Source organism: Natronorubrum sulfidifaciens JCM 14089, from assembly GCF_000337735.1.
GTDB classification, from domain to species: Archaea; Halobacteriota; Halobacteria; order Halobacteriales; family Natrialbaceae; genus Natronorubrum; species Natronorubrum sulfidifaciens.
The window spans coordinates 63,423-75,774 of the sequence record NZ_AOHX01000045.1 but is presented as its reverse complement, the minus strand read 5'-3'; the positions used below and the strand labels follow the sequence as shown (position 1 = coordinate 75,774).

At 62.9% G+C, this 12,352-nt stretch carries 11 protein-coding genes and 1 pseudogene; 4 read left to right on the top strand and 8 right to left on the bottom strand.

Annotated features, from left to right (window positions below; all coding sequences use genetic code 11):
- Positions 1-55: 55 nt before the first annotated feature.
- The gene (locus C495_RS14320; RefSeq protein WP_008164142.1) at positions 56-916 is read right to left on the bottom strand and encodes a UbiA family prenyltransferase; all 861 of its coding nucleotides are present in this window, start codon (positions 914-916) and stop codon (positions 56-58) included.
- Between the two features lie 126 nt (positions 917-1,042).
- On the opposite strand from C495_RS14320, the gene C495_RS14315 reads away from it, so the two are divergent.
- The gene (locus C495_RS14315) at positions 1,043-2,734 is read left to right on the top strand and encodes a thiamine pyrophosphate-binding protein (protein ID WP_008164140.1); all 1,692 of its coding nucleotides are present in this window, start codon (positions 1,043-1,045) and stop codon (positions 2,732-2,734) included.
- Between the two features lie 34 nt (positions 2,735-2,768).
- Here C495_RS14315 and C495_RS14310 read toward each other — a convergent pair whose 3' ends face one another.
- Positions 2,769-4,013, bottom strand: a complete 1,245-nt coding sequence (locus tag C495_RS14310; RefSeq protein ID WP_008164138.1) for an MFS transporter — start codon at positions 4,011-4,013, stop codon at positions 2,769-2,771.
- Between the two features lie 34 nt (positions 4,014-4,047).
- Positions 4,048-4,320, bottom strand: a pseudogene (locus C495_RS14305) (FAD-linked oxidase C-terminal domain-containing protein); the annotation flags it as partial.
- 325 nt (positions 4,321-4,645) lie between these two features.
- On the opposite strand from C495_RS14305, the gene C495_RS17355 reads away from it, so the two are divergent.
- On the top strand, positions 4,646-6,436 hold the full coding sequence (locus C495_RS17355) for a PKD domain-containing protein (protein ID WP_161605569.1): 1,791 nt from the start codon (positions 4,646-4,648) through the stop codon (positions 6,434-6,436).
- A 19-nt stretch (positions 6,437-6,455) separates the two neighbouring features.
- Here the strand turns inward: C495_RS17355 and C495_RS14290 are convergent, their stop codons facing one another.
- On the bottom strand, positions 6,456-7,895 hold the full coding sequence (locus C495_RS14290; RefSeq protein WP_008164130.1) for an FAD-binding oxidoreductase: 1,440 nt from the start codon (positions 7,893-7,895) through the stop codon (positions 6,456-6,458).
- A 57-nt stretch (positions 7,896-7,952) separates the two neighbouring features.
- On the opposite strand from C495_RS14290, the gene C495_RS14285 reads away from it, so the two are divergent.
- Together C495_RS14285 and C495_RS14280 are read left to right on the top strand one after the other, a co-directional pair.
- Positions 7,953-8,393: a hypothetical protein gene (locus C495_RS14285; protein ID WP_338036882.1), complete on the top strand. Its 441-nt coding sequence runs from the start codon at positions 7,953-7,955 to the stop codon at positions 8,391-8,393.
- Between the two features lie 109 nt (positions 8,394-8,502).
- Entirely contained in the window at positions 8,503-9,510 is a 1,008-nt protein-coding gene (locus C495_RS14280; RefSeq protein ID WP_049890369.1) for a TIGR04024 family LLM class F420-dependent oxidoreductase, read from the top strand.
- A 24-nt stretch (positions 9,511-9,534) separates the two neighbouring features.
- Here C495_RS14280 and C495_RS14275 read toward each other — a convergent pair whose 3' ends face one another.
- The 4 genes from C495_RS14275 to C495_RS14265 form a co-directional block, all read right to left on the bottom strand.
- Positions 9,535-9,792 (bottom strand): DUF5789 family protein, encoded by a 258-nt coding sequence (locus C495_RS14275; protein ID WP_008164124.1) that lies wholly within the window; start codon positions 9,790-9,792, stop codon positions 9,535-9,537.
- A 125-nt stretch (positions 9,793-9,917) separates the two neighbouring features.
- On the bottom strand, positions 9,918-10,883 hold the full coding sequence (locus tag C495_RS14270) for an NADPH:quinone reductase (protein ID WP_008164123.1): 966 nt from the start codon (positions 10,881-10,883) through the stop codon (positions 9,918-9,920).
- A gap of 65 nt (positions 10,884-10,948) precedes the next feature.
- Positions 10,949-11,098, bottom strand: a complete 150-nt coding sequence (locus C495_RS17880; RefSeq protein WP_161605568.1) for a hypothetical protein — start codon at positions 11,096-11,098, stop codon at positions 10,949-10,951.
- Positions 11,099-11,157: 59 nt separating this feature from the next.
- Positions 11,158-12,279 (bottom strand): pyridoxal phosphate-dependent aminotransferase, encoded by a 1,122-nt coding sequence (locus C495_RS14265; RefSeq protein ID WP_008164121.1) that lies wholly within the window; start codon positions 12,277-12,279, stop codon positions 11,158-11,160.
- Positions 12,280-12,352 lie beyond the last annotated feature (73 nt).

The window sequence follows — 12,352 nt, the reverse complement described above, 5'->3', positions numbered from 1 at the left end:
CCGCGAATCCGCGACCGACGTCTCACTGACTGCTGTCTGACAGTATGACCCTCGTTCAGAACACGCCCGAAAGCGGCTCGAACCAGACGGCAGCGACGAGCACCGCGAGGAAGACGTACGACCCGCGGATCAGCAACATCGTGGCCAGTTCCGGCTCGGCGCGACGGGCGACGATCCCGACCGCGGCGAACGCAAGCGCTGCGAGTACGGCCGTCGGTGGGAAGACTCGAGTCACGGCGAAGCCGACCACGACGAGCAGGGCCGTCATCATCAGGCCGTAGGCGAGCGTGTATGCCCGCTGTGGGCCGATGAGGACGGCGACGGTTCGTTTCTCGATCGAGCGGTCGTACGCGTAGTCCTGTGTATCGTCGATGACTTTGATCCCCGAGAGGAGCACGAGAAAGACGAGCGCGAAACCGAGCGGGACGGCGGCGAACGTCTCGGCTTGGACGTAGAACCCACCGAGCAGGGAGAGGGAGATCCCAAGCGGGTACCCCACCGTCGCCGTCACGGGGTTCATATCAAGCTGAGGGGCGTGGTGGTAGGCGATCACCCACGTCGGCACCACCAGTGCGACGGCAAGCCAGTCGACGAAGACGAACAGGAGGAGACAACACAGCGCAAAGAGTGCCGTCGAGAGCGCGAGTGCGACCCGACAGCCCCGTTCGGTCAGCGGATGGTCGTCGTCCTCGCCACGAACGTAGAAGTCGACGTAGCCGTCTTTGACGTGGGCGGTGTAGACCGCCGCGAACATCGCGACGACGTGGATCACTGCGAGCGTTGTCTCGAGGCTCCCCGCCAGAATCGCCCCGAACAGCGACGCTGCAAGCGGCGGCGTCATGAAGACGGGGTGGACCTGCGACCAGAACGCCCGCGCGGTCGCGTCGATACCGCGGTCGGCTCTCGCGAGGGCCATGCCTCGAGCGACAACGAACGGCGATATAATACCCCGCCCGGCGCACCACTCGGTGCAACCGGGCGACGTGGTGGGTCGTTCTCCGAAACGCACAGGTTGATGTGGGGGTACGTACCACAGTAAGACATGACTGCAGGCTACACCGGTGCCGATCTTTTCGCCGACGCACTCGAGTCCTACGGCGTCGACTACGTCTTTGGCAACCCGGGGACGACGGAGTTGCCGATCATCGAATCGATCGGGACGAGCGACCTCGAGTACATCCTCGGATTGCACGAAGACATCGCTGTCGGGATGGCATCGGGCTACGCTCAGACACGACGGTATCACGCCCATCATGACGAGTCGATCACGCCCGTCGGCGTGGCGAACCTCCATATCGCGCCGGGGCTGGCTCACGGCCTCGGCAACCTCTATGCTGCCAAGATCACCGGCGCGCCGCTGGTCGTCACCGCGGGCAACCACAGCACCGACTTCCGCCACGAGGAGCCCATTCTGAGCGGCGAACTCGTCGGGATGGCCGAGCAGTTCTGCAAGTGGTCCGACGAGGTGTTGGACGTCGCCGCGTTGCCGACGATGCTCCGGCGGGCGTTTCGCGTCGCGATGACGCCGCCGACCGGGCCTGTCTTTCTCGGCCTTCCGCTCGACGTCATGCTCGCCGAAACCGACGCCGAACCCGAACGGCTCGGTCCGATTCCAAACGCCGGCGGCGGCGATCCAGCCCAACTCGAGCGTGCCGCCGACCTGCTGGCCGAGGCCGAGAACCCGGTGCTGGTCGTCGGTGACCACGTCGCGCGGTCGGGCGCAGATGCCGTCGCTGCGGCAGTCGACCTCGCGGAGGCGACCGGCGCTCGCGTCCACGGCGAGATTCTCTCCTCCGAGGTGGATTTCCCCACCGACCACGACCAGTGGGTCTCCTACATCCCGCCGAACGAAGACCTCGCCCGGACGTTGCTCGACACCGATACGGTCGTCTTCGCCGGCTGTTCGACAAACACGACGCTGACACGCCACGAGGAGGCGCTGGTCGACTCGGAGACGACCTGTATCCATCTCAGCGACGACGACTGGCAGGTCGGCAAGAACCAGCCCGCCGACGCAGCCATCGTGGGTGATCCCGGCTTGATCCTCCAAGGGCTGCTCGAGCGCGTCCGAGAACGCATTTCCGACGCGACCGTCGAGGAACGCCTCGAGCATGTCGACGCGGTCAAGGCGATGGCCGAGCCGAAGCTGTCCGAGATGGGGACGGGCGACGCCGAAGACGACCCTCGAGCGTCGAAAGCCGAACTCGTCGATGCGATGGAGCGCGTGGCCGGCGATGCGTACGTCGTCGATGAAGGGATCACCTCGAAGTACGCGATGCTTGCCCGCTGGGACCTCGCGCCCGAGCAGTACATCTCGAACAAGGGCGGCGGCCTCGGCTACGGGCTCCCTGCGTCCGTGGGTGCAGCCATCGCCGAAAGCCAGCGCGACGACCCGCGCGACGTCGTCGGCTTCATCGGCGACGGCTCCTATCTCTACTACCCCCACGCGATCTACAGCGCGGCCCGCCATGGGGTCGATCTCACAGTTGTCATCTCGGACAACCGCAACTACCGCATCCTGAAGGACAACACGCTGAAACTCATGGGCGGCACGGAGGACGACTACGCGTTCACCGGCATCGACTTCGAGCCAGCCGTCGACTTCGTCCAGAACGCCCAGAGCCACGGGGCCCGCGCCGAGCGCGTGGAATCGCCCGACGGGATCGAGAGAGCGCTCGAGGACGCGCTGGCCCGCGAGGGCGTCGACGTACTCGACGTGTTAGTTCACGACTGACTCGAGGTTGCGCCAAAACCCGGGGCTCGAACGCCTACGAGCGCGTCACGAGCGCGACCGCGAACAGGCCTCCAAGCGCTGAGAAGGACGCGAGCACGACGAACAGGGCCGAGACGGAGGCGTAGGTGAGCGTCGTCCCGACGATCGCCGCACCGAGGGCCCCAATGCCGAAGATCGCGAGGTAGGTGTAGCCGAACGAGAACCCTCTGGATTCCGGCCTCGAGTATTTCGCGATCGTCGCCTGCGTGAGCGGCTGCATCGCAAATAGGACGAAGCCGAGGATGAAACTGATAACCAACAGTCCCCACAGTCCCGCTTGTGCCGCGGGGACGAACAGCAGCGCGATGACGGTAAGCAGCGACAGCATGATGATCAGTCCGCGGTCGGGTTCGATCGCATCCGTGAGCCGACCGCCCAGATACTGCCCGCCGATGCCGACCGACAACAGCGCGGCGTAGAGATACTGCGACAGGTCGAACTCCGCGGCGACTGGGCTATCTGGATCGAAGAAACCAGGCCGGACGTCGCCGACGGCTGCTGTGAGGAAATCGCCGAGCAGGTCCGGGAGGAACGTCAGGACGCCCCGATAGTACAGGCCGTTGAACGCGACGACGACGAACACCAGCAGAAAGCCGAGGGTGAACAGCCGTCGCGTCTCGCTGCCGAACTCGGCGAGCGATGTCGGAATCTCTCGGGTTCGTCCGCCGTCGGTTACCTCGACCGCCGCAGTCGGATCGAACTGGATTCGCATGCCAATGACGGCAGCGAGTAGCGCCGGCACGGCGAGAATCGCTGCTGCGACCCGCCAGTCGAACGCAAGCAACAACACCGCCGTGAGCAGCGGGCCGCCAGCGATGCCGACGTTGCCGGCCATCCCGTGATAGGCGAACCCTCGACCGCGTTCCTCGACGCCGTTGCTGATGAGCGTCAGCCCTGCGGGATGATAGATGCTCGCGGCGATTCCCCACAGCGCCAGCGCGATCGTGACCCCGACGACACCGGAGGCAAGACTCAAGGCCAGAAACGATAAGCCCATCCCCGCCAGACAGGCGCTGATCAACGTCCGCGAGCCGAACCGATCGACCAGCAGGCCGCCCGGTAGCGCACCGATGCCGAACAGCCCGTAGCCGACCGTCGCCGCGACACCCAACATCGCCGCAGTAGTCGAAAACTCGAGCAGCCAGATCGTCATCAGGATCGGAATCGAGAGTTCGTAGGTGTGCACCATCGCATGTCCGACCATGACGAACCCGACGATAGAGCGATCGTTGTCGTCCACAGCGTCAGTTACTCAGAGGGATCGTTTAATTCTTCTAAAGACTGCCGGTGACTGCACGAGGGCTACTCGTCTTTCGTCTCGAGCGCACCGCCCATACGAACCTGCTTGCCCCATTCGGGAAGATCTTCCCCGGATTCAGCGTTCCCGTCGGGTCGAGCGCGCGCTTGATTACGTCGCCGGGATGGAGCGGCTCGAGGGAAAGGATCGTAGCTGGCACCGCGTAGGCTAGTTTTCGGCGCGCTTGCCAGAGGGCATCCATCTCGGCATCATCGTCGCTCATCTCGAAGGGGGTAACGTCGTGATCCTCGGAGGTCGCCAGACGAAATCGAAGGGATGATCGAGAACACACTGACTCGCGAGGGCGTCGACGTGCTCGACGTGTTGGTCCACAATCCACTCGAGGCCGCTAAATTCGTTACTGAAGAACCGATGGACTATTTTTAGCTATTATGTGTGGATAAATGATGTTTAAGTGAGAAGAAGGAACTAGTTAGAAAATAAATACCACATACACCACAGGTCATTTCGGCCACATATTATAAATAGGGTTCGTTCTATGTGGCTGATAACAGATGAATATGTTTACTGAACGGCGAACATTATTAAAAACGACTGGCGGTTGTCTCGCAGGGGTGGCAGCCATCGGTGCAGGAAGCGGTCATGTCCGTGGAAGCGAACCGGATGTTTCAATCACGTTTGAGGATCAAGAGTCTAACGGAAGATCAGTTGTTATTGCAGAGGTAGCAACGAATAAAGATATATTCGTGTCTATTCGGGATGAGAATAACTCTATCGGGAGAACCAACCTTGACGCCGGTGTGGCTACAGATGTTACAATCACGCTGACTGATCAGATCACTGAATCACAGACCCTATCAGCAAGGGCGTATCCGGCCTCGGGCGGCTCCCGGCTCGAACGCGATGACGCGCTGGTCAGTGTCGGTGATAATCTTCCAGAGCGGATCAATGGTGTGGAGCCACAACTGATTGATGCCAATCCCAATGCGGGATTTAATTATCCGTACTATCTCTACGCACCAGATACGTTCGAAGACGAGGAGCCGAAATCGCTGCTGGTCGAGCCAACCAACACAGGAACAGTCAGCGATGAGTTTGAAGAGCACCGGAAAGCTGGTGAGCGGACTATCTCTGGTGGATTTGGCAGACAAATTGCTGGTGAACTCCTTGCCCCGTTCATTGTTCCCGTGTTCCCGCGTCCGAGAGCGGAGCCAGTTGATGGAAACCACTACGTGCATCAACTCGACGATACTACGCTTTCACTTGAGTCCGGACCACTAGAGCGAGTTGATCTCCAGTTACTCAGCATGGTAGAGCATGCACAGGATCGACTTACAGATCAAGGATACCCAGTCGCCGATGGGATCATGCTTAATGGCTTTTCTGCATCGGGGAATTTTGTCGATCGGTTCACGATGCTCCATCCTGATCGAGTTCTGTCAGTGACCGCTGGTGGGCTCAACGGGATGGCTATACTCCCGCTGGAGGAGGCTGAGGGACATACACTGCCGTATCACGTTGGAATTGCAGATGTTGCAGAACTGACGGACGAGCCGGTTGATTTGGACGCACTTGACGAGGTAAATCAATTCCTCTACATGGGTGCAGAAGACAACAACGACACGATTCCATACAGTGATGCGTGGACCGACGACGAACTTCGACAAATCGCACTAGAAGTATACGGCGACGACATGATCGAAGAACGGTTCCCCCGGTGTCAGGAAGCATACCAGGAGGCGGGAGTCGAAGCACAGTTCCGCGTCTATGAGGATGCGGGTCATACTCCACAACCAGCAATCGACGACGTTGTAGCGTTTCACAGGCGGAGTCTCGAGGGTAAAGATGTGAGTGAGTTTGGCCAGACGATCAGAGCAACACCAGAGTTCGAATTAACTCCAAAGAATCCGACAGTCGGTGATACGGTTGAGTTGAACGCTTCGAGTTCAACAGGTGGTACCAGCGATATTACTAACTACCTGTGGGAATTCGGGACTGGAGACACTGCAGTCGGGGAGACTGTTACATACACCTACGAGGATGCAGGAGAACAACTGATCACACTAACCGTCATTCTAGAAAATGGGAGTGAAAGAGAGTTTACAGATAGAGTTACTGTTACCGAAACAGACGATGTTTCCGCCGAAGATGAAAAAGACAACGACGAGACAGACACAGACTCGGTAGTCAATCACACAGAAGACGACGAAACGGGAATCGAGGGCGAGATAGATGTAGACTCAGAGGCAGATAACACAACAGGTGACGAAACGGGGATGGACGATGAGACAAATGACGTTTCAGACGATGACGGCAGCCCGGGCTTTGGCGTCGTGGGTGCTCTTGCTGGACTTGGCGGCGTTGGCTATCTCTTGAAACACGGTTTACTCGACAATACCGAATAAGCATAGATCGCCGTCTGCTTTACTCTTCCGTCTCAAGCGCACCGCCCGCACGAACCCGCGCACCTGACGCCGTCTCGGGGAAGATCTTCCCCGGATTCAGCGTTCCCGTCGGATCGAGGGCGCGCTTGACCGTGCGCATCGTTTCGACCGCGCCAGTGCCGTGTTCGGCCTCGAGATACTCGCGTTTTCCCTGTCCGATACCGTGTTCGCCGGTCGCTGTGCCGCCCAACTCGAGCGCCTGTTCGACAACCGCCGCGTAGAGTTCCTCGCCACACTCGACCATCGCCGAATCGTCGGGATCGACGAGGACGGTGTAATGCAGGTTGCCGTCGCCCGCGTGGCCGAAACAGGGGACGAGCAGGTCGTACTCCTCGCCGAGGCGTTTCGCTTCGTGGACGATCTCGGGGTAGGAACTGATCGGCACCGTGACGTCGCCGGGATGGAGCGTCTCGAGGTCGGGATCGTAGCTCGCAACCGCGTAGGCCAGTTCCCGGCGGGCGCGCCAGAGGGCATCCATCTCGGCGTCGTCGTCGCTCATCTCGAAGCGGGCGACGTCGTGGTCCTCGAAGATCGTTCGACAGAGCGCGATCTCCTCGTCGACGCCGTGGTTGGCGTGGAACTCGAGAAAGACCATCGGTGCGTCCGGCAGGTCGGCGTCGAGATACGCGTTGGCCATCCGGGCGCTCAACCCGTCGACGAGTTCGATCCGGGCAACGTCGACGGCCGTCCGGACGGTGTGGAAGACGGCTTCGGCGGCGTCGTCGAGCGTCTCGAAGATGGCTCGTCCGCCGCGGACCTGCTCGGGTCGCCCCGCGAGCTCCAGCGTCGCCTCGGTGACGACCGCGAGTGTGCCCTCGCTGCCGACAATGAGTTCGGTCAGGTTGTAGCCGCTCGAGGTCTTGACCGCCCGCGACCCCGTCTCGATAACGGTGCCGTCGGCCAACACGGCCTCGAGGCCGAGCACCCAGTCGGCGACCTCGCCGTATCTGACAGTCGTCATCCCGCTGGCGTCGGTCGCGATCATGCCGCCGACCGTGGAGATGTCGCCCGAGGAGGGAAGCGGCGGGAAAAAGAGGCCATCGGGGGCGACGTACTCGTCGACGGCCGAGCCGATGACTCCGGGGCCGACGTCGATCTGGAAGTCGTCGGGCCGGTACTCAACGACGTCGTCCATTCGGGTTAGATCGAGGCTGATTCCGCCGTCGGCGGGCACGGCGTTGCCCTCGAGCCCGGTCCCCGCGGCGTAGGGCGTGACTGGAACGCCGCGGTCGGTCGCTGCCGCGAGAACGGCCGACACGTCGGCCGTGGACTCGGGCCAGACGACCGCGTCGGGCCGGACGCCCTCTCCGCGCTGTTGTGCACCCCAGTCGGCAGCATGAGACTCGCGCCGGCTCTCGGCGACGGATAACTGGTCGTCCTCGAGGTCGAGGGCCTCGAGAAACGAACAATCGTGTGTCATACGCCCACGTTGGCGGCGTTCGGTATCAACGTTTTCACCAGCCTGCTCGTACTCGAGATGCCACCATCGAACGAACCGAGTCAGGAGTTGACCGTCGTTGGCGGCGACGAGCCACGACTGATCGCCGGCCGTCAGCCAACAGTTACGGGACTCGCCGTCGTACTCCCGTCAGTGACCGACGACTCGTCCCCAGCGGCAGCCGACGACAGCGAGCGAGGGATCGCTGTGCAGGTCCGCCAACTCTCCCACCGACTCGAGGCGACTGCCGACGTTCCCGTCAACCGGACCGCGAGTCGCTGGCTCGGCGAAGCCGAAGCAATCGCCGCCGACGCCGCGACGAGCGACCTCGAGGACGCGACGGTTCGCGAGCGCGTCGCAACGGTTCGGGAACTGCTCTCGGAGATCGACGACACTGGCCACGAGGACGCAGACGCCCACCTCGAGTCGGCAAAGCGGATCTGTCGGGCGATCCTCGAGTCTCCGGCCGACGAGCAGTGACGGCGCGCTTCTCGAGACGGAGTGACAATACTTTATGGGAGTGGCTGACGCGGTAGCTGATGATGCACAACAGTCACACGAACCGACAGTCGCCGCGGAGGGAGCACGCGTGAACGCCGAACTGGATCTGCTGGTGAGTCTCAACGACTACGAGACCCCACAGGACGTCGCTGATCGGGCTGTTCAGGCCGAGGAGCTGGGCTTCGACCGGCTCACCGTCGGCGAGACGACCGGCTGGAACATCGTGCCGCCGCTGACGCTCGCGGCCGATCGCACCGACGAACTCGGTATCTCCAACGACGTCATCTCGCCGTTCGGGCGCTCGCCCGCCATGCTCGCTCAGACGGCGCTGACGCTGCACGACGCCTCCGACGGCCGCTTCAGACTGGGACTCGGCCCGAGTTCGCCCGCGATCACCGAGCGCTGGCACGGCAAGGCCTTCGAGCGCCCGCTGCGACGCACCCGCGAAGCCGTCGAGATCATCCGTGCGGTCTACGAAACCGGCTCGCCGGCCTACGAAGGCGAGATCTTCGACATCGCCGGGCTCAACTACGAACGCGACGTCCCCGAGAGTCCGCCGCCGATCGACCTCGCTACCCTCGGGCCGAAGGCGACCGAGATGGCCGGCCGCTTCGGCGACGGCTGGGCCCCACAGATGTTCACGAGAGACGGCCTCGAGGAACGCCTCGAGGATCTCGCTCGCGGGGCCGACCTCGCGGAGAAGTCGCTTGAGGACCTGCGTGTCGCCCCGATCGTTCGTGGTATCGCAAGCGAGGATCGCGAGGCGGCACGCGAGAAAGCCCGCTCGACGATCGCGTTCATGCTCGGTGCCTACGGCCCCTACTACGGCGATTCGGTCGCCGAGCAGGGCTATCCCGAAGTCGTTTCCGAGATCCGAGACGCCTGGGGCGAGCGCGATACCGACGCGATGGCCGCCGCCCTGCCGGACGAAGTGCTCGACGAACTGGCTCCGGCGGGCACGCCCGACGAGGTCCGCGAGTGGGTCACAGACTACGCTGCCCTCGAGGGTGTCGACGCCGTCCGCATCGGTTTCGTCGACGGGATGTCCGACGCCGAAAAGGAGACGACGATGCACGCGGTCAGCGAACTGGCGTAACGGTCTCGCGCGCCGTCGCTATCACTATCCTTCCCCTTCGGACTGGTAGGGTTCCCCGACGGCGTTTCGGGGCAGTAAGTTGAACACCTCCGTTTCCAGATCGTCCATCGACTCGAACGTGTCGCCGCCCGAGTCAGCAACGGTCTCGCCGAGGTTTACCTCTCCCTCGGCGAGGATCAGCGTCACGTCGTCACACTGATCGACGGCTGCGGTCTGTGTGATCGGGTAGTCGAGGTCCTCGAGCACCGTCTCGAGGCCATTGAGCTTGACAGCTTGTCCCATAGGACAGCCACGACTGCCGTTGGCTTAGCGGTATGGATGAGTCGGATTTCTGGATCGTCTGGTGGCTCTCGATCGAGATTCGACTCCCTCGAGTGGCTCGACGCCGGTGTGCAGTCGTCGCCGTCTCAGGGTTCGATGACGAGTTTCCCGAGGCTGCTCTCGGTCATCACATCGTCTTGGGCCTGCCCAGCCTCCTCGAGGTCGTAGCTTCGGGCAATCTCGATCGACAGCGCGTCCGTCGCCATGAGATGGGCCACGCCACGCAGCGGGACGCGCAGATCCGGCGTGTTGAACATACTCATGAACTGGTAGCTGACGTCTTTCGAGCGGGCGGCCCCGTCGTTCGTAAACGCCGGATCGGGACTGTTCTCGCCGATGCCGACGACGCGAGCGCCCGTCGCGGCGACGTCCGCGTCGAACTGGAGGTAGTCGTCCAGCCGGTGGTCGAGGATCACGTCGACGCCGCCGTCGCTGGCCTCGAGCGTGGCCTCAGCGAGGTCGTCGCGCGCGTAGTCGAGGACGGTTTCGGCACCGAGGCCCTCGAGGTCGTCGTGGTAGTCCTCGGACGCGGTGGTGATGACGCGGGCGCTGACTGCAGCCCCGATCTGGACGGCGGCGTGGCCGACGCCGCCGGAGCCACCGTGGACCAGACAGTACTCGGCGGGGTCGAGGGCGGCGTGGTCGACCAGCGCGCGCCAGGCGGTGACGGCGACGACGCCCGCCGCGCCGGCCTCAGTCAAGTCCGCGTCGTCGGGGAGGTGAACGACGCGATCCGTCGGAATCGTCGCGTACTCGGCGTACGCGCCCTGTGCGGAGGCGTTGCCGATGCCGGTGCCGAAGACGCGGTCGCCTTCTTCGAACCCCGTGACGGCCGCGCCGGTTTCCGCGACGACGCCGGCAATGTCGACGCCCGGTGTGAAGGGGACCGAAACCGGCTCGTAGGAGCCATCCCGGAAGTAGGTGTCGACGGGGTTGACCCCCGCAGCAGCCACCTCGACGAGCAACTCGTCACTGTCGGGCTCGGGTTGATCGACCTCGTCTACCTGCAGTACATCCGCGTCACCGTGTTCGTGAAGGCGTACAGCTCGCATGACGTTCGAGCACACGCCACAGAACCGTATAAGCGTACAGTTCCACACCTCTCGCCGGGCATATTTCACCTGTCGTCTGACTCATCGTCGTCGTGATCTGCAGCCGATCGGTTTGCGGTCCACCAGTCGATTGCGAGCCAGGGAAGCGAGAGGGTGACGAGCCCCGCGATCAGCGCGAGCGCGAACACCAGCGATTCGATGAGGCTCTCGGCCATGTTTCACTCGAGTTGTGCGATTCGCTTAAAACCGCCACCCGGTTCGGTCGTCCCCGAGTCTAGCGCACGGCCTGTGTCGCTTCGTCGATGATCTCGAGTGCCTCTTTCAGTTCGTCCAGCCCCGTCGCATACGAGAGTCGAGCGTAGCCTTCTCCGTTCGCACCGAAAGCGTCGCCGGGCACGACGACGACACCCCGGTCGAGCACTTCTTCACACCAGCCCTCTGGCACTTTCGGCATGACGTAGAACGCGCCTTCGGGTTTCGGAACCTCGAGGCCGGCATCCTCGAGGCCATCGAGCACGACGTCGCGACGCTCCTCGAACGCCACAACCATCTCGTCGACGGGGTCCTGTGGTCCCGTCAGCGCGGCTTCGGCGGCGTACTGTGCGGGCGCGGAGGCACAGGCCTGTCCGTACTGGTGAACTCGCAGCATGCGCTCGATGCGGCGATTCGAGCCGACGACCCAGCCGAGTCGCCAGCCGGTCATCGAGTAGGTTTTCGAGCAGGCGCTGACGGTGACGACGTTGTCAGTCTCGGCGAACTGCATCGGCGGGTGGTGTGTGCCCTCGAAGACGATGTGTTCGTACACCTCATCCGAGAGACAGAGCACGTCGTGCTCGTCGGCGATACGAGCGAACTCGCGCATATCCTCCTCGCTCTGGACTGCGCCGGTCGGGTTGGCGGGGCTGTTGACGACGAAAACAGCGGTGTCGTCCGTAATGGCCTCCTCGACAGTGGCAGGATCGAGCGTCAGATCCTCACGCAGCCCGACGGGTTTGGGCGTCCCACCGGCAATCTTCGTCAGGGCGTCATACGAGACGAAGCCCGGATCGGGGAAGATCACTTCTTGACCCGGATCGACGTGGGCCTGCAGGACGAGATGCAGCGCCTCGCTGCCGCCCGAGGTTGCGATCACGTCTTCGGGATCGACCTCGAGGCCGTAGTCACGGTCGTACTTCGCTGAAATCGCCTCGCGGAGGCTGCGTGTCCCCTTGTTCGAGGTGTAGGCGTCGGTCAGGCCCGATTCGATCGCCTCGATCGCGCCACGGCGGGCGTGAGCGGGCGTCGGAAAGTCCGGTTGGCCGATGCCGAGGTTGATCGCGTCGTCGCCTGCGGCCTCGAACACTTTCCGAATGCCGCTGATCGATACCTGCTCGACTCGATGTGCGAACTCGGTCATGCCTAAACCGGGGGTGTCGACCCCGATAACTCTTGATGTGTGGCCGGTCGATCCCGATCGATCGCACCCTGTG